Raw genomic sequence first — 23,175 nt, forward strand, 5'->3', positions numbered from 1 at the left:
GCCCGTCTCAGCCCTCCGGGAGCTCGACCGGCGCGATCTCGTCGAAGACGTCGCCCGGCCCCGGGTTCGCCGGGTCGGTGGTGCCGCCGAACTGCGCCATCACGCCCCATACGGCGTTCAGCGCGGTCTGTACGGCTCCCTCGGCCCAGCCCGCCGTCCACGAGATGTCGTCGCCCGCGAGGAACAGGCCGCGCTTGTCGGAGGGCAGCCGGTCCTGCATGAAGTGGGTGAAGAGGCGGCGCTGGTAGCGGTAGTGGCCGGGCAGGTTCGCCTTGAACGCGCCCATGAAGTACGGCTCGTTCTCCCAGGAGACGGTGACCGGGTTGCCGATGATGTGCTTGCGGATGTCGACGCCCGGATAGATCTCGCCGAGCGACTTGAGCATGACGTCCATGCGTTCGTTCGGGGAGAGCGGCAGCCACTTCAGGCTGTCGTCGCACCACGTGTAGGAGAGACAGATGACGGCCGGCTTGTCGGGCCCGTCGTCCAGGAGGTACGTCCCCCGGGTCATCCGGTCCGTGAGCGTCATGGACATCGTGTCCCGGCCGGTCGACCCGTCCTTGTCGAGCCAGAACGGCCGGTCGACGGGCACGAACAGCTTGGACGACTCCATGTAGTGAGTGCGCTCCATCGCCGTCCAGTGGTCGATCGGGAAGAGCTCGTCGTCGCAGGCGATCTTGGAGAGCAGCAGCCAGGACTGTCCGGTGAAGACCGCCGCCCGGTAGGTGCGGATGTCACCGGTGGCGTCGGTGACCGTGATCCGGTTGCCCGCCGTGCGGTCGAGCCGCGTCACGGCCGGGCGCGGTTCCCCGCCGTGCAGCGAGGACAGCGACGTGCCGGACGGCCAGTGCACGGTCTTCTGCGGCTCCCGGTCCCAGAGGCGCAGCGGCAGCTGCTGGCTGCCGCCGACGATCCCCCGGTGGTGGTCGTCGGCCTCGGTGTAGACGACGCGGAGGATCTCCAGGATCGAGTTGGGGAAGTCGGTGTCCCAGCCGCCGGTGCCGAAGCCGACCTGACCGAATATCTCGCGGTGCCGGAAGGAGGCGAAGGCGTCGGAGCCGCAGAGGAAGCCGTAGAAGGTCTGGTCGTCGAGCTTCTCGACGAGCTCCGCCCAGATCTCCCGGATGCGCGGTACGTCGCGCTCACGCATCGCGCGGTTCATGTCGGAGAAGTCCGCGCCCTCCTCCAGGCAGGAGTTCCAGGCGTCCATCACCTCGCGGTACACCTGGGGCAGGTCGTCGATGGTGCGCGCGTAGTGGGACTCGCCCTTGAGGTCGACGACGGTCGACGGGGCGGCCGGGGAGAGCGGGTTGGGGAACGGCTTGGTCTCCAGCCCCACCAGGTCGATGTAGTGCTGGAGCGCCGTGGACGAGGGCGGGAAGCGCATGGCGCCCATCTCGGCGGTCAGCGAGGGGTCGCACCCGTCGAAGCCGACGGTGCGCAGCCGGCCGCCGATCCGGTCCGCCTCGTAGACGACGGGCTTCAGCCCCATCTTCATGAGTTCGTACGCGGTGATGATGCCGGAGAGCCCCCCGCCGATGACGGCCACCTCGGTGCCGTGCTCGGTGGCCGGTATCTGTCCGATGCCCGCCGGGTGGGCGAGGAAGTCGTCGTAGGCGTACGGGAAGTCCGGCCCGAACATGGTGATCGGCGGCTGTGCGTCGGTGTGCTGGACGGCGTTGGGCACCGTGGACGTCATGGGGTACGGACTCCTTGCGGGGGAAGCGTGGAACGGGGGCGGGTGCTCAGACCAGGGAGCCGTACAGGCCCGGCCGCCGGTCCTCGATGTACGGGTTGGCGGCGCGCGACCCGGCGAGCAGTCCGGGGTCGGCCTCGCCGATGAGGAGCTCCTCGCCGCGGCCGGCGCGGACGCGGACCGTGCCGTCGGGGCCGGCCAGGCAGCTCAGCCCGGTGAAGTCGAACTCTCCCTCGCTGCCGGCCCTGTTGACGTACGCGATGTAGAGCTGGTTCTCGAAGGCGCGGACCGGCACGACGGATTCGGCGACGAACGTGAAGGGGTGCATCAGCGCGGTCGGGACCAGCAGCAGCTCGGTGCCGGCCAGGGCGTGCGCGCGCACGTTCTCCGGGAACTCGACGTCGTAGCAGATCAGCAGCCCGACCCGCATGCCGTCCAGCTCGGCCTGCACCACCGGCTGCTCGCCGGGGGTGAACCACTCCTCCTCGAAGCCGCCGTAGAGGTGGGTCTTGCGGTAGTTGGCGAGCGGCGCCCCGTCGGGGCCGATGAGCTGTGCCGCGTTGAAGACCGCCTCGTCCTCCCGCTCCGGGTACCCGTAATGGATGGCGAGGCCGTGGCGTACGCAGATGCCGGCGACGGCTCGCGCGGCGGGTCCGTCCGCGGGTTCGGCCAGCTCGGGGACGGCGTCACCGATGGCGTATCCGGTGAGGAACAGCTCCGGGCAGACCAGCAGCCGGGCGCCCGCGGCGGCGGCCCGTGCGGCGGCCTCGTCGAGCGCCGCGAGGTTGTCGTCCACGGAGCCGGCTCGTCCGGAGCTCTGGAGCAGGGCGGTGCGCAACGGCGGCATGGCTGACCTCGGGCGGGACGGGCGGGGTGGGGAGACGTATTGAAGGTACGGCGCGGGGATCACGGCCGACAAGGCGCGATTGTTGCGCGTGTACCGTCGATCCGTTGCGCGGAAAGCGGCCGCTGCGGTGATGTGTTGCGTGGGGCGTCCTCGCAGGCCGGACGAGTGATTTCGGTCTCCCCCGCACCCGCCCGCAGGTCTGGGGTCCGGCTCCCTCGACGCCCGTACGGGGTCAGGCGGGCGGGCCGGAGGAGGAGTACCGCCGCAGCAGCGGGGAGAGCACGAGGACCGACTTGGTCCGCTCGACGTAGGGCTCGCCCGCGATCCGCTCCAGCACCTGCTCGAAGTGGCGCATATCGGCGGCGAAGACCTGCACGACCGCGTCGGCGTCGCCCGTCACCGTGGACGCGGCCGCGATCTCCGGATACGCGGAGAGGCCCCGCTTGATCGCCTCGGGGGCGGTGTTGCGGCTGCAGTAGATCTCGATGAACCCCTCGGTCTCCCAGCCGAGCGCCGCCGGGTCGACGCGCACGGTGAAGCCCGTGATGGCCCCTTCGGCGCGCAGCCTGTCCACGCGGCGCTTCACCGCGGGTGCCGAGAGGCCGATGAGGGCGCCGATGTCCGCGTAGGAGCGGCGGGCGTCCTCGGCGAGGGCGTGGACGATGCGTTCGTCGAGGTCGTTCAGGCGCACTTCGGGTGGATCACTTCTCTGCGGCGGTGGGTTTCAGGGGCGGCCGGGGTCTTCGGCCGCCCCCGAAGTAGACCACGCGCACCCCGCGAGGGGCGCGCTCACCGCGGGGAACGGCCGGTCAGAAGGGGAACTCCGAGCGGCCGTGCTGGACCGAGATCCATTTCTGCGTGGTGAACGCCTCGAGCATCGATTCGCCGTTCAGCCGCCCGAGGCCGGAGTTCTTCTCCCCGCCGAAGGGGACGATGGGCTCGTCGTGGACGGTGCCGTCGTTGATGTGGATCATGCCGGTGCGGATCCGCTGCCCCACCCGTACGCCGCGCTCGATGTTGCCGGTGTGGACCGCGCCGCTCAGCCCGTACGGGGTGTCGTTGGCGATCCGTACGGCCTCGTCCTCCCCGTCGAAGGGAACGAGCAGGGCCACCGGACCGAATATCTCCTGGTGCAGGACGGGGGAATCGGCGGCGAGGCCGGTCAGGACGGACGGGCTGACCACATTGCCCTCGGTCCGGCCGTGCAGCAGCGCCGTGGCGCCCGCCGCCACGGTCTCGTCGACGAGCCTGGACACGGCGTCGGCCTGCGAGGAGCTGATCAGCGGGCCGATGTGGGTCGCGGGGTCGGCCGGGTCGCCGACGCGGAGGGAGGCGACCTTGGCGACGAACTTCTCGGTGAACTCCTGCTCCACCGAGCGGTCCACCAGGATGCGGTTGGCCGCCATGCAGACCTGGCCCTGGTGGATGTAGCGGCTGAAGACGGCCGCGTCGACGGCGTAGTCCACATCGGCGTCGTCCAGGACGATCAGCGCGCTGTTGCCGCCGAGTTCGAGCACCGCGCGCTTGAGGTTGGCCGCGCAGACCGTCGCGACGTGGCGGCCGATCCTGTCCGACCCGGTGAAGGAGATGACCTGCGGGACGGGGTGCTCCAGCAGAGCGTCGCCGATCTCGGCGATGTCGGTGACCACGACGTTCAGCAGTCCGGCGGGGAGCCCCGCCTCCTCGAACACCTTGGCGATCAGCGTGCCGCCGCAGACCGGGGTGTTCTGGTGCGGCTTGAGGACCACGGCGTTGCCGAGGGCCAGCGCGGGCGCGACCGACTTGAGCGACAGCAGGAAGGGGAAGTTGAAGGGGCTGATGACACCCACGACCCCGACGGGCAGCCGGTAGACGCGGTTCTCCTTGCCCTCGGTCGGCGAGGGGAGTATCTGCCCGGTGGACCGCAGCGCGAGCTGGACCGCCTCGCGCAGGAACTCCTTGGCCAGATGCAGCTCGAAGCCCGCCTTCAGCCGGGTGCCCCCGAGCTCTGCGACGATCGCCTCGCTGATCTCGGCCTCGCGCTCCTCGACGACCCGCAGCGCCTTCTCCAGCACCGCCCGCCGGGCGTACGGGTTGGTGTCGGCCCACTCCGGCTGGGCCCGCTCGGCGGCGCGGTAGGCCTGGTCGACCTCGCCGGCCGTCGCGACGGTGACCGGGGCGAGCTTCTCCCCGCTGTACGGGTTGAAGTCGATGATGTCCCAGGACCCCTTCCCCGGCCTCCACTCGCCGTCGATGTACTGCTGGGCCAGGTCGGTGAAGAAGGAGCTCATGGAATCCCTTACCGCAGAGGGGCGGGCAGCTGATTGCGGCTCATATTACTTATCTTTCAACCATGTTGAAGGAGAGACGGGAGTGCTCGCCTGTGAATGCGGTCAGGCAGCCATGACCTCGGGTGCGCACACGAAAAGTGCCTCTCCCCGCGCGAACGGCAGGGAGAGGCACTCGTGCGACAGGGCCGCCGGGCCCCTGGCGTCAGCTCCAGCTGGCGTGGAGCGGCTTGCCCTCCGCGTAGCCCGCCGCGCTCTGGACACCCACGATCGCCTTCTCGGCGAACTCCTCGAGCGAGGACGCGCCCGCGTAGGTGCAGGAGGAACGGACACCGGCGATGATCGAATCGATCAGGTCCTCCACACCGGGGCGGGTGGGGTCGAGGAACATCCGCGAGGTGGAGATCCCCTCCTCGAACAGTCCCTTGCGGGCCCGGTCGTAGGCGGACTCCTCCGAGGTGCGGTTCTTGACCGCGCGCGCCGAGGCCATCCCGAACGACTCCTTGTAGTACCGCCCGTCGGCGGACTGCTGGAGGTCGCCGGGCGATTCGTACGTCCCGGCGAACCAGGAACCGATCATCACGTTGGACGCGCCGGCGGCCAGAGCCATCGCCACGTCGCGCGGGTGCCGGACGCCTCCGTCGGCCCAGACGTGCTTGCCGTGCTTCTTCGCCTCGGCGGCGCACTCCAGCACGGCGGAGAACTGCGGCCGGCCGACGCCGGTCATCATGCGGGTGGTGCACATCGCGCCGGGGCCCACGCCGACCTTGATGATGTCGGCGCCGGCCTCGATCAGGTCACGCACGCCCTCGGCGGCCACGACGTTGCCCGCGACGATCGGCACGGCCGGGTCGAGCGCCCGGACGGCGGCGACCGCGCTGATCATGGATTCCTGGTGACCGTGGGCGGTGTCCACGACGAGGGTGTCGACACCGGCGTCCAGGAGCTGCTTGGCCTTGCCCGCCACATCGCCGTTGATGCCGACGGCCGCCGCGATCCGCAGCTTGCCGTCCGCGTCCGTCGCGGGGGTGTAGAGCGTCGCGCGCAGCGCGGCCTTGCGGGTGAGGATGCCGACGAGCCGGCCGTCCGCGTCGACCGCCGGAGCGAGCTTGCGGTTGGCGCCGTCGAGCTTGTTGAAGGCCTCGCGCGGATCGATGTCCGCGTCGAGCACCACCAGGTCCTTGGACATGACCTCGGAGAGCTGGGTGAAGCGGTCCACGCCGGTCAGGTCGTGGTCGGTGACGACACCGACCGGACGGTTCCCGGCGTCGACGACGACGCCGGCTCCGTGGGCCCGCTTGTGCAGGAGGGACAGCGCGTCGGCGACGGTCTGGCCGGGGGCCAGCACGATGGGCGTGTCGAGCACGAGGTGGCGCTTCTTGACCCAGCCGATGACCTCGGTGACGACCTCGATCGGGATGTCCTGCGGGATCACGACCAGACCACCGCGGCGGGCGATGGTTTCGGCCATCCGGCGGCCCGCGATGGCGGTCATGTTCGCGACGACGAGCGGGATGGTGGTGCCGCTGCCGTCCGGCGACGAGAGGTTCACGGCCTGCCGGGAACCGACCGCGGAGCGGCCGGGGACCATGAAGACATCGTCGTACGTGAGGTCGTAGGGGACCGAGGGAGAGGTCGTGTAGCGACCGGTGCCGGGCTCAAGAAAACGCATAACACCCATTTTTTCATACGAAACGGTGCAGGTCGTTTCCACGAAGACACGGCAATGGACCCCCGCGTTCGTCAGTTCCTCCAAGGAGCTGCCCGGGGGCCGGGCAAGTGGAAACCTGCCTTACCCATGGACCCTACCCGAACAGGATTCGCTCCTTCGTGATCACTATCCCTGGACCGAGTGACGAGGGGTCAGGTAGCTTCAAATCCGTAGGTCCATGCGGTAGGTGCGACACCGCCCACGAGCCCGGAACACCTGTCACGCGTTTGGCCGGAGAGGATGGGGATCCGCCTGTGGAGAGCGAACTGCCCGACATCTACTGCCCGTTCCCTCGGCGGAGCAATCCGCACGTGGCTCATACCCGTGAGCACCTCGACGTCTGGACACGGCGCACCGGTCTGGTGCACCGGGAATCGGCCAGGAAGCGCTTCGAGCAGGCCGACTTCGGCGCCTTCGTGGGCATGGTCCACCCGACGGCCGACAGCGAGCACCTCGACCTGGTCGCCGACTGGTTCGTCTGGCTCTTCCTCGTCGACGACCAGCTGGACGACGGGCACCTGGGCCGCAGCCCCGAACGCGTACGCCACGTGGTGGAGCGGATGCGCACCGTGATCGAGGGCGGAGCTCCCGGCCCCCTGCCGGACGAGGAGGCCCCCGCCGCGCTCGTCGCCCTGGCCGACCTGTGGGAACGTACGATCCCGAGGGCCGCCCCGCACTGGCGCGCTCGCTTCACCTGGCACCTCATGACGTATCTGACGACCGCCACCACCTGGGAGGCGGGGAACCGCGCCGACGGGATCGTGCCGTCCGAGGCGACGTACATCGCCAAGCGCCGGCACACCGGGGCCATCCATGTGTGCATGGACCTGATAGAGATCGTGGCCGGCATCGGGGCGCCCGAGTCGGTCCACAACGACGCCCGGTTCATCACCGCGCTCGAAGCCGCCTGCAACGTCGTGTGCTGGGCGAACGACGTCTACTCCTACGAGAAGGAGCAGGTGCTGGGCGAGATCCACAATCTCGTCCATCTGGTCCGGCACCACCGCGGCTACGGTGAGCGCCAGGCGCTGGAGCACGTGTGCGCGGAGATAGCCGACGAGACGAGACGCTTCCTCGTCGCGGAGGCCGAGCTGCTCGGCCTGTACCCGGAGCTGGCGGGCCTGCTCGTGCCCTATCTCGACGGGATGCGGAGCTGGATGCGCGGAAATCTGGACTGGTCGCGGCAGACCCCCCGCTACAACCCGGCGGACGTCAGCCAGTACACGGAGCCCGGGGCCTATCTGGAGGAGTCCGTGCTCGTCGTGAGCCCGGACCACGCGCGGCTGGGCGCGGGCGGCAGCGGCTGAGAAGCCGGACATGACGGAGGCCGGGCGCCCCACGGTGCCCGGCCTCCGTCATGTCCTCGGTCAGTCGTCCGGGTCGGCCCGCTCCAGCGCCGGGCGCTGTCCCGCGGCGAACTCCGTCAGGAGGTAGTCGGCGGCGGCGGTGTCCGTGACGAGGCTGGTGACCAGCCCTGAGCGCAGCACCGCGCCGATCGCAGCCGCCTTCCGCTGTCCTCCGGCGATGGCCACCACCTCGGGGATCCGGCGCAGCCGGTCGGCCTCCACGGTGATGCACCGCTCGCCGAGGTCCCGGCCGACCCGGCGCCCGTTCGCGTCGAAGAGGTGGGCGGACATCTCCGCCGCCACACCGAGCGAGGCGTAGTGGGCCCGCTCCTCGTCCGAGAGCATGTCGTGGACGGTGGAGATCCCGGGCTCCCAGGATCCGATGGAGACCGCGGCGACCGTCACCTTGTCGAAGTACTCGAAGGCGCGGGCGATACCCGTCTGGTGACGCAGCGCGGCCGCCGTCGCCGGATCGGGCAGCAGCATCGGAGCGTAGATCGGGTGCGCCTCACCGCCGGACACCTGCGCGGCGCGGCGGACCGCCTCGACCGAGCCGCGCTCGGCCGTACCCGCGTCGTAGACACCGGTCAGCTGTACGACCGTGCACGGGGGCAGCCGGTCGAGGGCCGCCGCCATGTGGATGGTGGAGCGGCCCCAGGCCAGGCCCAGCACATCGCCCTCGTTCACCAGCTCGCCGAGCAGCTCGGCCGCCACCTCACCCAGATTCTCCGGATCGGCGGCGTCGTCCTGCTCCTCCGCGGGGGACTCGACCACGACGGCGTGCCGCAGCCCGTAGCGGGCCCGGAGCGCGTCGGAGCGTTCCGCGTCCAGCTCCGCCGGTACCCGGATCTCGATCCGTACGAGATCACGCTCGAGGGCTGTCTCCAGGACCCGGGCCACCTTGAAGCGGCTGACGCCGAACTCCTCGGCGATCTGGATCTTCGACTTGCCCTCGAGGTAGAACCGGCGGGCCATGGCCGCCGCCTGCACCAGCTCCGCGGGTCCCATCCGCATGGCTGACCGACCCGCCGAGATGCCAGACACCGCGATCTCCTCACTGCTGTTCACACGCTGATACGCCGTTCATCCTGTCAGATGCGGCAATCCCTGGTCAGACCCGTCGGGCCGCGTTCATCCGAGGTTGGTTCAGTGGCCGCATGCCCAGGGCGCGGAAGCCGTGACCGTGTCCGCCTGTGCGCGCAGCGCCCGGACCGCCTCGGCCGGGTCCTCGGCCCCGTACACCGCCGAGCCGGCGACGAACACATCCGCGCCGGCCTCGGCGCACCGCTCGATGGTGGTGGCCGAGACTCCGCCGTCGACCTGGAGCCACAGCTCCAGGCCGTGCTTGGAGATCAGCTCACGCGTACGACGGATCTTCGGCAGCATGATGTCCAGGAACGCCTGGCCTCCGAAGCCGGGCTCCACCGTCATGATCAGCAGCATGTCGAGCTCGGGGAGCAGGTCCTCGTACGGCTCGATGGGCGTCGCGGGCTTGAGCGCCATGGATGCGCGGGCGCCCTTGGCCCTGATCTCCCGGGCCAGCCTCACGGGCGCCGCCGCGGCCTCCGCGTGGAAGGTGACCGAGCCCGCACCGGCCTCGACGTACTGCGGAGCCCACCGGTCCGCGTTCTCGATCATCAGATGGCAGTCCAGCGGGGTGTCCGTCGCCTTGCTCAGCGCCTCCACGATGGGCACGCCGAGGGTCAGGTTGGGCACGAAATGGTTGTCCATGACATCTACATGGAGCCAGTCGGCGCCTTCCACGGCCTTCGCCTCCTCGGCGAGACGGGCGAAGTCGGCGGACAGGATGCTGGGGTTGATCTGGGCCATGTACCAAGCCTGCCATGCCCGGAGCCACTTCCCCGCCTCGGTGCGCCTCAAAGCCTCACGGGATCATCACGGTTCGCGCATTCCCGGCTTTTCGGCGGCCCCGGTGGGCGGAGGAACGGCCCCGGTGGGCGGAGGAACGGTCCCGGAAGGGCGGAGGAACGGTCCCGGAAGGGCCCGCGCTCCGGCCCGTACCAGGGCGCGGACAGCCCCTGGTGCCCGCCATGCGGCTGTGTTAGACCATTCCCATGATCAGCGACCAGTTCCTGAAGGAGCACCTCAGCATCGATCCCTGCCGCGTGCCCAGCTCCTTCTGTTGAACCTGGCCCGGCAGCGCTGAGCGCTTCCAGAACTGTGCGGCGTCGTCCGCCCGCCTGCCGGCCGCCCTCGGGTGAGCCGGCAGTCCCCCCCCAGAACCCTGTCCGTGAGCCGGACCGTACGTTTTCGTCCGCTTGCGGCGCGCACGCGTTCTGCGGCTCCTCCTCCGGCGCCGTGGCCACCGCCCCCGCTCCTCATGCCGGGCAGGTGGCCCCCCGCACCCCCACGCAGACAGGAGTCCCCATGTCCCTCACCGCGCCCATCGGTTCCGTCCCCGCGCTGCGCACCCCCCGGCTGCCGGCGGACGGGCTGTACGAAGGCCCCCGCGAGCTGCGCAGGCTGGCGCCGGGTCAGCCCGACCGGCCCTACACGCTGTTCGACGTCGTTCCGCTCGGCGCGGTGATCGGGGCCGAGATCGGCGGTGTCGACCTGACCCGTCCGCTCACGCCCGCCGTGCGCGCGGAGCTCGACCGGGCGCTGCTGGAGTGGAAGGTGCTCTTCTTCCGCGGGCAGCACCCCAGCTCGGCCGAGCAGCGGGCCTTCGCCCGCAACTGGGGGGAGCTGGAGACCAATCCCCTGCTGGCGGCCGGGGACGATCCGGAGGTGGCGCGCTTCGACCGCGCGTCCGTGCCGAGCTTCGAGAACGTCTGGCACACCGATGTGACGTTCCGCGAGCGGCCCGCGCTCGGCGCGGTCCTCCACCTGCGCGAGGTGCCTCCGTACGGCGGCGACACGATGTGGGCCGACATGGCTGCCGCGTACGACAACCTTCCGCCGGAGGTGAAGGCCCGCCTGGAAGGGGCGCGGGCGGTGCACGACTTCGTGCCGGGATTCGCGCGGTTCACCCCGGAGGAGCGGCTGGTCCGTTTCCAGGACCGCTTCCCGCCGGTCGAGCACCCCGTGGTGCGGACGCACCCCGCCACCGGGCGCCGGATGCTCTTCGTCAACACCTCGTTCACCACCCGGATCGTGGGCTGGGACCAGGAGGAGAGCGACCGGATGCTGCGGCTGCTGTTCCAGCAGGCGCACGTACCCGAGTACCAGGTGCGCTTCACCTGGCGGGCGGGAGACGTCGCGTTCTGGGACAACCGGGCGACGCAGCACTACGCGGTGAACGACTACGCCCCGCACCGCAGGGTGGCCGAACGTGTAGCCGTCGCGGGAGACCGCCCGCGCTGACGGACGGTCCGGCGCGGGCGCGGCGCCGCCGGGTCGGGTCAGCCCGTACGGCGCAGCAGCGCGAGGTACATCGCGTCGGTGCCGTGCAGGTGCGGCCACAGCTGGATGTCCGGCCCGTCGCCCAGGGCGGGGACTCCGGGCAGCAGCGGCCGGGCGTCCACCCACTCCGCCTCGAACGGTTCCCCGCCGCGCCCCTTGAGCACGTCCTCGACGACGACCCTGGTCTCCGCGAGGTGCGGTGAGCAGGTCGCGTAACCGACGACCCCGCCGACCCGTACGGCGTTCAACGCCTCGCGCAGCAGACCGCGTTGCAGGGGGGCGAAGCCCTCCAGGTCCTCCGCGCGGCGCCGCCAGCGGGACTCCGGACGCCTGCGCAGCGCGCCGAGGCCGGAGCAGGGCACGTCCATGAGGACCCGGTCGAAGGAGCCGGGCCGCCACGGCGGCCGGGTGCCGTCGGCGGTGATCACCTGGTACGGCCCCGGGTTGCCGGCCAGCGCGCGCTCGACGAGCCGGGCGCGGTGCGGCTGCTTCTCGGCGGCGAGCAGGGTCGCGCCGCGTCCGGCGGCGAGCGCGGCCAGCAGCGCGGCCTTGCCGCCCGGTCCGGCGCAGCCGTCCAGCCACCGCGTGTCGTCGCCGTCGACGGGGGCGTTGGCCAGGGCTGCGGCGACGAGCTGGCTGCCCTCGTCCTGCACACCGGCGCTGCCGTCCCGTACGGCGGCCAGGGCCCCGGGCTCGCCCCCCTCGGCCATCCGCACGGCATACGGCGACCAGCGGCCGGGAAGACCGCTCTCCTCGCCGAGGGCGTCCAGCAGCTCCTCGGTGGTGGAGCGGCCGGGGCGGGCGGCCAGCGTCACCTCGGGCCGCTCGTTGTCGGCCTCCAGCAGGTCCTCGATCCCGGCGCGGCCGCCGCCCAGGGCGTCCCAGAGGGCGGAGACGATCCACCGGGGATGCGAGTGGACGACGGAGAGGTGTTCCTCGGCGTCCTCCTCGTACGCGGGCGCGACGCGCTCCACCCACCCGTCGAGGTCGTGCGCGGAGACCTTGCGCAGCACGGCGTTGACGAACTTGGCGCGGCCCTCGCCCAGCACCACCCGCGCCAGCTCCACACTGGCGGAGACGGCCGCGTGGGTGGGAATGCGGGTGCCGAGCAGCTGATGGACGCCCATGTTGAGCACATCGAGCACCGGCGGGTCGACCTCGCGCAGCGGCCGGTCGATGCAGGCGGCGACGATCGCGTCGTAGGTGCCCTGCCGGCGCAGCGTCCCGTAGACCAGCTCGGTCGCCAGCGCCGCGTCCCGGCCCTCGAAATCGCCCTTGGCGCGCGCCTTCTTCAGCAGCGGGGGGAGGACGAGGTTGGCGTAGGCGTCGCGCTCGTCGACGGCCCTGAGCGCCTCGAAGGCGAGGAACCGGACCGGGTCCTTCTTGGGACGCCGGTGCGGTGTGGAGGGACGGCGACGCTGCTGGTCGTTCACGTGAAAGGTGCTCCGCTGATGGTGAGGGGACGAACCCGTCCAGCGTACGTCGCCGGGCCCGCCCCCTGCCCCGAGGCCTCAGAGCCCCAGGAGCTCCCCGTGGGCGATGCGCACGCCGCGGGCCCAGTCGGCGGCCCGCATCGGCTTCTTGCCCTGCGGCTGGACCCAGAGGAGCTCCACGGCGTGCGAACCGGTGCCCACGTACACGTTGTTCTTGCCCGCGGACAGCTCGCCGGGGGCGAGATCGGTGCGGTCCAGGACGGGCGCCGCCTGGACCAGCTTGAGGCGCTCCCCGCGGAAGAGGGTCCATGCCCCCGGCGCGGGGGTGCAGCCGCGCACGACACGGTCGACCCGGAGCGCGGGGGCGGACCACCGCACCTGGGCGTCCTCGACGGTGATCTTGGGTGCGAGGGTGACGCCCTCGGCGGGCTGCGGGACGGCGTGCAGGATGCCGTCCTCGATGCCGTCCATGGTCGCCGCGAGCAGGCCCGCGCCGGCGAAGGCCAGCCGGGTGAGCAGGTCTCCGCTGGTGTCGGTGGGCCTGACCTCCTCGGTGAGGACGCCGTAGACCGGTCCGGAGTCCAGCCCCTCCTCGATCAGGAAGGTCGACGCGCCGGTGACCTCGTCCCCGGCCATCACCGAGTGCTGCACGGGTGCGGCACCGCGCCAGGCGGGCAGCAGCGAGAAGTGCAGATTGACCCAGCCCTTGGCAGGCACGTCGAGCGCGACCTTGGGCAGCAGGGCGCCGTACGCGACGACGGGGCAGCAGTCCGGTGCGATCTCGCGCAGCCGCGCCAGGAAGTCCTCGTCGCGCGGCCTGGCGGGCTTGAGCACCTCGATGCCCGCCTCCTCGGCACGTTCCGCGACGGGGCTGGCGACCAGCCGGCGGCCCCGCCCGGCCGGAGCGTCGGGGCGGGTCACCACGGCGGCCACCTCGTGGCGGTCGGAGGCGATCAGGGCGTCCAGGGCGGGAACGGCGACCTCGGGGGTGCCTGCGAAGACGAGCTTCATGGGTGGCGGACTGCCTCTCGGGCCGGAACGTACGTGGCGAGCAGCACACCAGTCTAGGGGGTCACCCCGTGGTCCCGCCCGGCCTCCCCGGGCCGGACGGCGGGGGGCGTACGCAGGTCCGCGCGCCCCGCGCATACGCACATACGCCCCTATTGCGTGACCACATGGCCGGGTGACGCGTTGGTCAAGTGAGATTGACCGAAGTGGGCCGCCGCCGCGCGGTCCGATCCCTTTCAACGCCGGTTCGAGAGGCTTGTTCATGGCCGACCACGCAACCCACGACGCTCAAGCGCGTGCCAGTCTGCACCTGTTGGTGCGGGACATCGAGCGGGTCCGGCGGCAGGTGGACGCGCTGCGTACCCTCACTGCGCAGCTGGGCAACGTCTACCGTCCGCGCCGCTCCGGCCCGTCCGCGGGCTTCGTCGTCTACGGCAGGGCGCCGGCCCCGACGGTCCGGCTCGCCCAGGAACTGCGGGACAGCGTCGAGACGCTGGTCACCGCGGCGGTGGACTTCGACCGCTCGCTGGGTTTCTCGTGGGACGCGGTGGGTTCCGCCCTCGGGGTCACGAAGCAGGCGGTGCACCGGCGTTACGGCGCACGCCGCGCGACCCCGCAGCCCGGGTCTGCGGAGGCCGCCTCCGAGAACGCGACCCGTGCGGTGCCCGCGACGCCGGAGCCCTCCTCCGTGCTGCCGACCGTGCCCACGGCCCGCTCCATGCCGCCGCAGCCGTCGGACCGCCCCGGCGCCTTCCCCGGGCCGCGCAACGGCTGACGGACGGCGGAGAAGGCGGGGCGGCACACCTCCGCCCCGTCCCGGCCGCCTCAGCCGATGTCCGGCGGATCGATCCTGATCCGTACGGGATCTCCGGTGCCCTTGGCCGTCCGCGCCGCCAGCGCCGTCTTCAGGGCGGCCGCCAGCGCCGCTCCCCGCCCCGGCGGGACCCGGACCAGCGCACGGTCCCAGGTCTCGCCGGTGGGTGCGTCCCCCTGTCGGCGGGGCCTGCCGGGGGTGGCTGCCGGCACGGGGACCGGGCCGAGGACCTCCGCCTCGGGCGGCAGGTCCGCTCCGGCGAGGTAGGCGGCCACCGCCTCCGGCGGGCCGGTCACCGAGGCCATCCGGGACACCGGCGGGAAGCCGAGCTCGGCGCGTTCGGCGAGCTCACGCCGGGCGTGACCGACCGGGTCCCAGCGGACCAGGGCCTGCACGGGCCGCAGAGTCGGCTCGGCCACGATCACCACCGTGCCGCCCTCAGGCTGCCCTCGGACCAGCGCGGCGGCGGCCGTCCAGCGCCGCAGGGCCTCCTCGCCCGCCCGCAGGTCGGGCCGGCCGACCATCGCCCAGCCGTCCAGCAGCAGCGCCGCCGCGTAGCCGCCCTCGGCCACCGGCTCCGCCCCGGGGGTGCTGACCACCAGGGCGGGCTGGCCGGGCACGGAGTCCAGCACATGGTCCCGCCCGGACGTCCGCACCGGGACAGCGGGAAACGCCCGCCCCAGCTCCTCGGCGGTCCTGCGGGCGCCGACGATCTGCGCCCGCAGCCGGACGCCGCCGCAGGCGACGCAGCTCCAGGCCGTCTCGGCCCGCCCGCACCAGGCGCAGTTGAGATCCTGCTGGTCGGGTGCCTGCAGCGGCCCCGCGCAGTGCCTGCACCGGGCGGGTTCGCGGCAGCGCTCGCAGGCCAGCCTGGGCGCGTAGCCCCGGCGCGGCACCTGGACCAGCACGGGGCCGCTGCGCAGGCCGTCCCGTACGGTCTGCCAGGCCAGGCTGGGCAGCCGCGCGGAGCGGGCGGCGCCGTCCCGCGCGAGCTCCCCGTCGCCGACGGTGCGCACGAGGGGGGCCGCGGCCCGCAGCTGGTCCCGGTCCGCGCGCAGGGGCAGAGCCCAGCCGCTCTCGACCAGCTGGGCGGCCTCCACCGTGCAGCTCGTGCCACCGAGCAGGAACGCGCAGCGGCCGTGCGCCGCCCGCAGCTCCAGGACCTCCCTGACGTGCGCGAAGGGGGCGTTGTCGTCGCTGTGGCTGGAGTCTCCGTCGTCCCAGAGGGCCACCAGGCCGAGGTCCGCGACCGGGGCGAACATCGCGGCCCTGGTCCCGACCACCGCGCGCACGGAGCCGCGCCGGACGGCCAGCCACTGCCGGTAGCGCTTCTCCGGTCCGGAGTCGGCGGTCAGCAGCGCGTGGCGCCCCTCCCCCAGCACCGCGGTGAGCGCGGCGTCCACCCGCCCGGCACTACGCCCGTCCGGTACGACGACGAGCGCGCCCCGGCCCGAGGCCAGGGTGGCGGCCATCGCGCGGGCGATCTCCTCGGGCCAGTGCGGTCCGGGCAGCGCGGTCCAGACGGCCCGGGGCGCCCCGCCCTCGGCCAGCGCCCGCAGGAATCCGGGGCCCTGGGTGTACCGCTCCCAGGTGCCGGGCGACGGGGCGGGAGGCGGTGGCAGCGGGGCCGCCGAGGGCTTGGACTCGGCGCGGCCGTTCCTCGGCGGCACCGCGAGCTGCAGCACGTCCGCGAGGCTTCCCGCGTAACGGTCGGCGACGGCGCGCGCGAGCTCGAGCAGCTCCGGTCCGAGCACCGGCTCGGGCGAGACCACGTAGGCGAGGGCCGCCAGGGCCCCCTGGTAGTCCGACGAGGCCCGCCGCTCGATCAGGAAGCCGTCGATCAGCCCGCCGCCCTCGCGTCGCCCGCCGCGGACCTGACGTCCTCCGGCCCCGAACCGCACCCTCACCCGGACACCGGGCTGCGCGTCCGCGTCGAGCTCCTCGGGGACGGCGTAGTCGAAGTACTGGTCGAGGTGGAGTGCGCCCTTGTTCACCAGGACGCGGGCGACCGGGAGTCTCTCGGCGAGCGGGGCGCCCCGCCAGGTCCGCGGCTTGGCACGCGGCACCTTGGCCCGGCGCACCGTCTCCCGGATGAGCGCAAGCTGCTCCGGTGCCCCGGACCCGGGCTCGTCGGACCGCTCGTCGTCGCTGCTCACAGCCACATTCCTACCAGACACCACTGACACGCCCCGGCGGCCCGGGAGGGCCGCACGCGCGGGGGCCCGGACACCTCGTGCGGTGTCCGGGCCCCCGTCGTGCAGGACTGCAAGCGGTGCTAGATCCCCGCCGCCTGGCGCAGCGCGTCCACGCGGTCGGTGCGCTCCCAGGTGAAGTCGGGGAGCTCGCGGCCGAAGTGCCCGTACGCCGCGGTCTGGGCGTAGATCGGGCGGAGCAGGTCGAGGTCGCGGATGATCGCGGCCGGGCGGAGGTCGAAGACCTCACCGATCGCGTGCTCGATCTTCTCCGTGTCGACCGCGGCGGTGCCGAAGGTCTCGACGAACAGGCCCACCGGCTCGGCCTTGCCGATCGCGTAGGCGACCTGGACCTCGCAACGGGTGGCGAGCCCGGCCGCCACGACGTTCTTGGCGACCCAGCGCATGGCGTACGCGGCCGAGCGGTCGACCTTGGACGGGTCCTTGCCGGAGAACGCGCCGCCGCCATGGCGGGCCATACCGCCGTACGTGTCGATGATGATCTTGCGGCCCGTGAGGCCCGCGTCGCCCATCGGGCCGCCGATCTCGAAGCGGCCGGTCGGGTTGACCAGGAGGCGGTAGCCGTCGGTGTCCAGCTTGATGCCGTCCTCGATGAGCTGGTTCAGGACGTGCTCGACGACGAACTCGCGGATGTCGGGCGCGAGCAGCGAGTCCAGGTCGATGTCCGAGGCGTGCTGCGAGGAGACGACGACCGTGTCGAGGCGGACGGCCTTGTCGCCGTCGTACTCGATGGTGACCTGGGTCTTGCCGTCGGGGCGCAGGTACGGGATGGTCCCGTTCTTGCGGACCTCGGAGAGCCGGCGCGAGAGCCGGTGCGCGAGGTAGATCGGCAGAGGCATCAGCTCGGGCGTCTCGTCGCAGGCGTAGCCGAACATCAGCCCCTGGTCGCCCGCGCCCTGCTTGTCGAGCTCGTCCTCGTCGCCCTCGACCCGCTTCTCGTACGCGGTGTCGACACCCTGGGCGATGTCCGGGGACTGCGCCCCGATGGACACCGAGACGCCGCAGGAGGCTCCGTCGAAGCCCTTCTTGGAGGAGTCGTAGCCGATCTCCAGGACCTTGTTGCGCACGAGGTTGGGGATGTCGGCGTAGGCCTTGGTCGTGACCTCACCCGCGACATGCACCAGACCGGTGGTGATCAAGGTCTCGACCGCGACGCGCGAGGAGGGGTCCTCGCGCAGGAGGGCATCGAGAATCGTGTCGCTGATCTGGTCAGCGATCTTGTCGGGGTGGCCCTCGGTAACGGACTCCGAGGTGAAGAGACGGCGGGACACATCGCTCCCTGGGGTTGCAGCGGCTGCTGGCTGATCATTGTCGGAACTCCGGGAGCTGCGCCCGGCACATTCCGTCGACCAGTTTATCGGTCGCTTCCGGTGATTGGGGCACGTGTCTCGCCCCTTGGGAGGTCTGTGACCTGCGGCACTGTTGACGGCGGTACGACAATCCCTCCTTCCGGGTACGAGATATGGCCGAATGTCATGAGATTCTTCCGCCGCGACGGCGTGTGTGCAATCTAGTCGAAACGCGCGGCCACCAGGTCCCAAACCGTGTCGGCAAGCGCTTCCTTCGGCCCGTACGGCACGGGGGTCTCACCGCCGTCGGCGCCGAGCACGACCGCTTCGTTCTCCTCCGACCCGAATGTCTTGCGCTCCCCCACCTCGTTCACGACGAGGAGGTCGCAGCCCTTGCGCCGGAGCTTCTCGCGGCCGTTGCGGAGGACGTCGTCGGTCTCCGCGGCGAATCCGACGACGAGCTGCCCCTCCCGGGCGCGGTCGGCGGCGACCTCGGCGAGGATGTCCGGATTGCGGACGAGCGCGATGGGGGCCGGCTCCTGGCCGTCCTTCTTCTTGATCTTCCCGGTCGCGTAGGCGGCGGGCCGGAAGTCGGCGACGGCCGCGGCCATCACCACCACGTCGGCGTCGGCCGCCGCCTTCAGCACGGCCTCGCGCAGCTGTACGGCGGTCCCGGCGCGCACGACGTCGGCGCCCGCGGGGTCGGGCAGCCCGGTGTTCGCCTCGATCAGCGTCACCCGGGCGCCGCGGGCGACGGCTGTGCGGGCGAGGGCGTAGCCCTGCTTGCCCGAGGACCGGTTGCCCAGGTAGCGGACCGGATCGAGCGGCTCACGGGTGCCGCCCGCGCTGATCACCACGTGCCGGCCCGCGAGGTCGGGGGCGCCGGCACCCCGGGCCAGGACGCGCCGGCAGACCTCGAAGATCTCCCCGGGGTCCGGCAGCCGGCCCTTGCCCGTGTCCACGCCGGTGAGCCGGCCGACGGCGGGCTCGATGACGACGGCGCCGCGGCGGCGCAGGGTGGCGACGTTCTCCTGGGTGGCGGGGTGCTCCCACATCTCGGTGTGCATCGCGGGCGCGAAGACGACCGGACAGCGCGCGGTGAGCAGAGTGTTGGTGAGGAGGTCGTCGGCGAGGCCGTGGGCGGCCTTGGCGAGCATGTCGGCGGTGGCGGGGGCCACCACGACGAGGTCGGCGCCCTGGCCGATCCGGACGTGCGGCACCTCGTGCACGCTCTCCCAGACCTCGGTCGACACGGGGTTCCCGGAGAGGGCGGACCAGGTGGCCGCCCCGACGAAGTTCAGCGACGCGTCGGTCGGGACGACCCGTACGTCGTGGCCGGACTCGGTCAGCCTCCGCAGCAGTTCGCACGCCTTGTACGCGGCGATGCCTCCGCTGACCCCCAGGACGACCCTCGGCTTCTCCACTGCGTCTCCCCGCACTCGTGTCTCCGCGCACTCGCGTGCGGCCTCATGACGTACGTACCCCATGCTGCCTCACCGCCCGCGAGGCACTCCGGCGGGTCCGGCGCCGGACACACCACAGGCCCGGCGGGTACCGACCGCCGGGCCTGTGGTGAAGGTGCGTTTCCTGCCGCCTGCTTACTGCGCGGGGCCCTCGATGGCCTCGGAGGTCAGCAGGCCCGCGTTGATCTCGCGGAGCGCGATCGAGAGCGGCTTCTCGTGCACGTGGGTGTCGACGAGCGGACCGACGTACTCGAGGAGGCCTTCGCCGAGCTGCGAGTAGTACGCGTTGATCTGACGCGCGCGCTTGGCGGCGTAGATCACAAGGCTGTACTTCGAGTCGGTGGCCTCGAGGAGCTCATCAATCGGCGGGTTGATGATGCCCTCGGGCGTGGTGATGGAAGAGGACACTCTCTGCCTTCCGAAGGGGATAGAGATCAAAGAGATCTTTGATCATGCTGGTTCCGCAGTGGTGATGCTCTGCGTCCGTGGACGGTGAGGACAGTGGGTCAGTCGTCGCTACCACGGAGGCCGGAAGCCTGCAGCATCAACGTTAGCAGCTCGCGCGCCACGTCCTCGACCGAGGTGTTGACGAGCGTGGTGTCGAACTCCGCCTCGGCGGCCAGCTCGACCTTCGCCGCGGCGAGCCGGCGCTCGATCACTTCCTGCGACTCCGTTCCGCGGCCGGTGAGCCGGCGCACCAGCTCGTCCCAGCCGGGCGGCGCCAGGAAGACGAGCTGCGCCTCGGGCATCGACTGGCGGACCAGTCGGGCGCCCTGGAGGTCGATCTCCAGCAGCACCGGCTCGCCCGCCTCCAGGCGGTCGAGCACGGCCCGGCGCGGCGTGCCGTACCGGTTGCCCGCGAACTCGGCCCACTCCAGGAGTTCGCCGTTGGCGATCAGCTTGTCGAACTCCTCGTCCTCCACGAAGAAGTAGTGGACGCCGTTGCGCTCGCCGGGGCGTGGCTTACGGGTCGTCGCGGACACCGAGAGCCAGACCTCGGGGTGAACCTTGCGCATATGAGCGACGACCGTGCTCTTGCCGACCCCTGAGGGGCCGGAGAGCACGGTCAGCCGCGGACGTACGTCCGGGGGTACGGGGGACGTCCCCCGGGATGTTGCAGCCATGGGGCGATTATCCCCGTTCTCAGGAGTGCCTGAGAACGTCAGGCGGCGCTGCCGCCGAACTCACGCTCCAAGGATGCGATCTGGTTGGAGCCAAGACCCCGGACACGGCGGCTCTCGGAGATGCCGAGACGCTCCATGATCTGCTTGGCGCGGACCTTGCCCACGCCCGGCAGGGACTCGAGAAGGGCGGAGACCTTCATCTTGCCGATGACGTCGTTCTCCTGGCCCTGCTTGATGACCTCATGGAGCGAGGCGCCGGAGTGCTTGAGTCGATTCTTGACCTCGGCCCGCTCCCGGCGAGCCGCGGCGGCCTTTTCGAGCGCGGCTGCGCGCTGTTCAGGGGTAAGGGGCGGAAGAGCCACGCCTACGTCACCTCGGATGTCGATCTGTCGGATACGGACCGGTGAGGAACCTGGTAGCCCCACACCTGGTGAGCAACGAACAACGAGTGCTCGTTGGCTCTCGACGGAGACTAGCGGCCATGGCCGCCTGAGTCAGCGAGAACAGACGAAAAGTCCTGGTCAGCCTGAGCCGACCCGGACATTCCGGCCATAACAACCCGGATTTCTGGTCAGGATTCCGTCAACAGGCTGTTACGTGGCATGGTCAGCTTTCCGAGACGGCCGTACGGACCTCGTCCGCGAACCGTCCGGCGGCTTCGCGCAGCCCTGACGCGTCCGGTCCGTGGCGGAGCACGCCCCGGCTCACGCTCGGCACCACGTTGCCCACCGAGGCGCCGAACACACCGGGCAGATCCGCGGGGGTCGCGCCCTGGGCGCCGATGCCGGGAGCGAGCAGCGGACCGTTGATCGCCAGATCCACACCCGCGTCCCCGAGCGTGGCACCGACCACCGCGCCGACGGAGCCGAGCGGCGCCGCCCCCGCGTTCTCGGCGGCCATGTGGTCGAGCATCACCTGGGCGAGCGGCCTTCCGTCCGCTGCGGTGGCCCGCTGGACCTCCGCGCCCTCCGGGTTGGAGGTGAGGGCGAGCACGAAGACTCCCGCACCGGAGGTCTCGGCGGCCTCCAGCGCGGGGCGCAGCGAACCGAAGCCGAGATACGGCGAGACGGTGACCGCGTCGGAGAAGAGCGGCGAGTCCTTGTCGAGGTAGGTGGCAGCGTAGGCCTCCATGGTCGACCCGATGTCACCGCGCTTGGCGTCCATCAGCACGAGGGCCCCCGCCGCGCGGGCCTCTTCGACGGCCTTCTCCAGGACGGCGATACCGCGCGATCCGAAGCGCTCGAAGAACGCGGACTGCGGTTTGAGCACGGCGACCCGGTCGGCCAGTGCCTCGACGACCGTACGGGTGAAGCGTTCCAGGCCCGCGACGTCGTCGTTCAGGCCCCAGGAGGTGAGCAGGGAGGAGTGCGGGTCGATGCCGACGCAGAGCGGCCCGCGGGTGTCCATGGCGTGGCGCAGGCGCGCGCCGAAGGGGTCCAGGGTCACTGCATGACCTTCCGTGTCTCGGCGCCGACGGCTTCGGCGAGGGTGGCGTACGGGGATGCGGCCAGGCGGGCGGCCAGGCCCTTGTGGACCGCGCGGGCGTAGAACGGGCCCTCGTAGATGAAGGCGCTGTAGCCCTGGACGAGCGTGGCACCGGCCAGGATGCGCTGCCAGGCGTCCTCGGCGTTCTCGATGCCCCCGACGCCCACCAGGGTGATCCGGGTCCCCACACGGGCGTACAGACGGCTCAGGACCTCCAGGGAGCGCTCCTTGAGGGGCGCGCCGGAGAGTCCGCCGGTCTCCTTGACCAGGGACGCGCCGGACTTCAGGCCGAGGCCGTCGCGGGCGATGGTGGTGTTGGTGGCGATGATGCCGTCCAGACCGAGCTCGACGGCGAGGTCGGCCACCGCGTCGACGTCCTCGTCCGCGAGGTCCGGGGCGATCTTCACGAGGAGCGGGACCCGCCGGCCGGTGACGGTGCGGTCGGCGGCCTCACGCACGGCGGTGAGCAGCGGGCGGAGCGCCTCGGTGGCCTGGAGGTTGCGCAGTCCGGGCGTGTTGGGCGAGGAGACGTTCACGACGAGGTAGTCGGCGTGGGCGGCGAGCCGCTCGGTGGACTTCACGTAGTCGCCCACGGCCTCGTCCTCGGGGACGGCCTTGGTCTTGCCGATGTTGACACCGACGGTCGTACGGAAGACCGGGGTGCGGGCGGCGAGGCGTTCGGCCACGGCCGCGGAGCCCTCGTTGTTGAAGCCCATGCGGTTGATCAGCGCCCGGTCCTCGACGAGGCGGAACAGCCGCTTCCTGGGGTTGCCGGGCTGCGGCTCGCCGGTGACCGTGCCGATCTCGATGTGGTCGAAGCCGAGCATGGACATGCCGTCGATGGCGATCGCGTTCTTGTCGAAGCCGGCGGCGAGCCCGAAGGGGCCGTGCATCCGCAGGCCGAGGGCCTCGGTGCGCAGCTCCTTGTGGCGGGGGGCGAGCGCGGCGGCGAGGAAGGTGCGCAGTACGGGGGTGCGGGCGGCGAGGCGGATCCATCGGAACGCCAGGTAGTGGGCCTGCTCCGGGTCCATCCGCTTGAAGACCAGCTGGAAGAAGAGTTTGTACATCACGGTGTCCTCATGAAGAGGGGGACACCGTTTCCGGTGTCCCCCATCG

General features: G+C 71.6%; 20 protein-coding genes. 3 read left to right on the forward strand and 17 right to left on the reverse strand.

Features of this window, described 5'->3' with window-relative positions; translation table 11 throughout:
• Positions 1-7: 7 nt before the first annotated feature.
• The 5 genes from ACIBCU_RS26890 to ACIBCU_RS26910 form a co-directional block, all read right to left on the reverse strand.
• On the reverse strand, positions 8-1,699 hold the full coding sequence (locus ACIBCU_RS26890; RefSeq protein WP_399234604.1) for a flavin monoamine oxidase family protein: 1,692 nt from the start codon (positions 1,697-1,699) through the stop codon (positions 8-10).
• A gap of 46 nt (positions 1,700-1,745) precedes the next feature.
• Positions 1,746-2,543 carry a carbon-nitrogen hydrolase family protein gene (locus ACIBCU_RS26895; RefSeq protein ID WP_362929483.1) on the reverse strand — a complete coding sequence of 266 codons (798 nt, stop codon included), beginning with the start codon at positions 2,541-2,543 and terminating at the stop codon, positions 1,746-1,748.
• Between the two features lie 232 nt (positions 2,544-2,775).
• The gene (locus ACIBCU_RS26900) at positions 2,776-3,234 is read right to left on the reverse strand and encodes an Lrp/AsnC family transcriptional regulator (protein ID WP_362929481.1); all 459 of its coding nucleotides are present in this window, start codon (positions 3,232-3,234) and stop codon (positions 2,776-2,778) included.
• A gap of 118 nt (positions 3,235-3,352) precedes the next feature.
• On the reverse strand, positions 3,353-4,813 hold the full coding sequence (locus tag ACIBCU_RS26905; protein ID WP_399234606.1) for an aldehyde dehydrogenase family protein: 1,461 nt from the start codon (positions 4,811-4,813) through the stop codon (positions 3,353-3,355).
• 202 nt (positions 4,814-5,015) lie between these two features.
• Entirely contained in the window at positions 5,016-6,482 is a 1,467-nt protein-coding gene (locus ACIBCU_RS26910; protein WP_399234608.1) for a GuaB1 family IMP dehydrogenase-related protein, read from the reverse strand.
• Positions 6,483-6,775: 293 nt separating this feature from the next.
• On the opposite strand from ACIBCU_RS26910, the gene ACIBCU_RS26915 reads away from it, so the two are divergent.
• Positions 6,776-7,828 carry a terpene cyclase gene (locus tag ACIBCU_RS26915; protein ID WP_399234610.1) on the forward strand — a complete coding sequence of 351 codons (1,053 nt, stop codon included), beginning with the start codon at positions 6,776-6,778 and terminating at the stop codon, positions 7,826-7,828.
• A 60-nt stretch (positions 7,829-7,888) separates the two neighbouring features.
• Here ACIBCU_RS26915 and ACIBCU_RS26920 read toward each other — a convergent pair whose 3' ends face one another.
• The gene (locus ACIBCU_RS26920) at positions 7,889-8,875 is read right to left on the reverse strand and encodes a sugar-binding domain-containing protein (protein ID WP_362929676.1); all 987 of its coding nucleotides are present in this window, start codon (positions 8,873-8,875) and stop codon (positions 7,889-7,891) included.
• Positions 8,876-9,013: 138 nt separating this feature from the next.
• Positions 9,014-9,697 (reverse strand): ribulose-phosphate 3-epimerase, encoded by a 684-nt coding sequence (gene rpe, locus ACIBCU_RS26925; RefSeq protein ID WP_362929473.1) that lies wholly within the window; start codon positions 9,695-9,697, stop codon positions 9,014-9,016.
• 558 nt (positions 9,698-10,255) lie between these two features.
• Here rpe and ACIBCU_RS26930 point away from each other — a divergent pair.
• Complete coding sequence (locus ACIBCU_RS26930; protein WP_362929471.1) at positions 10,256-11,191, forward strand: TauD/TfdA family dioxygenase; 936 nt, start codon at positions 10,256-10,258, stop codon at positions 11,189-11,191.
• Between the two features lie 38 nt (positions 11,192-11,229).
• Here the strand turns inward: ACIBCU_RS26930 and ACIBCU_RS26935 are convergent, their stop codons facing one another.
• The gene (locus tag ACIBCU_RS26935) at positions 11,230-12,663 is read right to left on the reverse strand and encodes a transcription antitermination factor NusB (RefSeq protein ID WP_362929469.1); all 1,434 of its coding nucleotides are present in this window, start codon (positions 12,661-12,663) and stop codon (positions 11,230-11,232) included.
• Positions 12,664-12,741: 78 nt separating this feature from the next.
• Complete coding sequence (gene fmt, locus ACIBCU_RS26940) at positions 12,742-13,674, reverse strand: methionyl-tRNA formyltransferase (protein WP_399234613.1); 933 nt, start codon at positions 13,672-13,674, stop codon at positions 12,742-12,744.
• Positions 13,675-13,933: 259 nt separating this feature from the next.
• Here fmt and ACIBCU_RS26945 point away from each other — a divergent pair, with 259 nt between their 5' ends.
• A complete protein-coding gene (locus tag ACIBCU_RS26945) occupies positions 13,934-14,446 on the forward strand; it encodes a hypothetical protein (protein ID WP_362929465.1) in 513 nt (170 codons plus the stop codon).
• A gap of 50 nt (positions 14,447-14,496) precedes the next feature.
• On the opposite strand, the gene ACIBCU_RS26950 is transcribed toward ACIBCU_RS26945, so the two are convergent.
• The 8 genes from ACIBCU_RS26950 to ACIBCU_RS26985 form a co-directional block, all read right to left on the reverse strand.
• Positions 14,497-16,641 (reverse strand): primosomal protein N', encoded by a 2,145-nt coding sequence (locus ACIBCU_RS26950; protein ID WP_399234616.1) that lies wholly within the window; start codon positions 16,639-16,641, stop codon positions 14,497-14,499.
• A gap of 119 nt (positions 16,642-16,760) precedes the next feature.
• Positions 16,761-17,969, reverse strand: a complete 1,209-nt coding sequence (metK, locus tag ACIBCU_RS26955) for a methionine adenosyltransferase (RefSeq protein ID WP_362929204.1) — start codon at positions 17,967-17,969, stop codon at positions 16,761-16,763.
• 239 nt (positions 17,970-18,208) lie between these two features.
• Positions 18,209-19,411 (reverse strand): bifunctional phosphopantothenoylcysteine decarboxylase/phosphopantothenate--cysteine ligase CoaBC, encoded by a 1,203-nt coding sequence (gene coaBC / locus ACIBCU_RS26960; RefSeq protein WP_399234618.1) that lies wholly within the window; start codon positions 19,409-19,411, stop codon positions 18,209-18,211.
• 174 nt (positions 19,412-19,585) lie between these two features.
• Positions 19,586-19,858, reverse strand: a complete 273-nt coding sequence (rpoZ, locus tag ACIBCU_RS26965) for a DNA-directed RNA polymerase subunit omega (protein WP_003970369.1) — start codon at positions 19,856-19,858, stop codon at positions 19,586-19,588.
• A gap of 98 nt (positions 19,859-19,956) precedes the next feature.
• Positions 19,957-20,574, reverse strand: coding sequence for a guanylate kinase (gene gmk, locus ACIBCU_RS26970; protein WP_362929208.1), 618 nt, complete (start codon positions 20,572-20,574; stop codon positions 19,957-19,959).
• A gap of 38 nt (positions 20,575-20,612) precedes the next feature.
• A complete protein-coding gene (locus ACIBCU_RS26975) occupies positions 20,613-20,936 on the reverse strand; it encodes an integration host factor (RefSeq protein ID WP_014157387.1) in 324 nt (107 codons plus the stop codon).
• Positions 20,937-21,180: 244 nt separating this feature from the next.
• The gene (gene pyrF / locus ACIBCU_RS26980; protein ID WP_362929210.1) at positions 21,181-22,020 is read right to left on the reverse strand and encodes an orotidine-5'-phosphate decarboxylase; all 840 of its coding nucleotides are present in this window, start codon (positions 22,018-22,020) and stop codon (positions 21,181-21,183) included.
• On the reverse strand, positions 22,017-23,126 hold the full coding sequence (locus ACIBCU_RS26985) for a quinone-dependent dihydroorotate dehydrogenase (RefSeq protein ID WP_362929212.1): 1,110 nt from the start codon (positions 23,124-23,126) through the stop codon (positions 22,017-22,019). Before ACIBCU_RS26985 ends, pyrF begins: the two co-directional genes overlap by 4 nt.
• Between the last annotated feature and the right edge of the window lie 49 nt (positions 23,127-23,175).

It is taken from the genome of Streptomyces sp. NPDC051064, from assembly GCF_044455985.1.
In the GTDB taxonomy this organism is placed as follows: domain Bacteria; phylum Actinomycetota; class Actinomycetes; order Streptomycetales; family Streptomycetaceae; genus Streptomyces.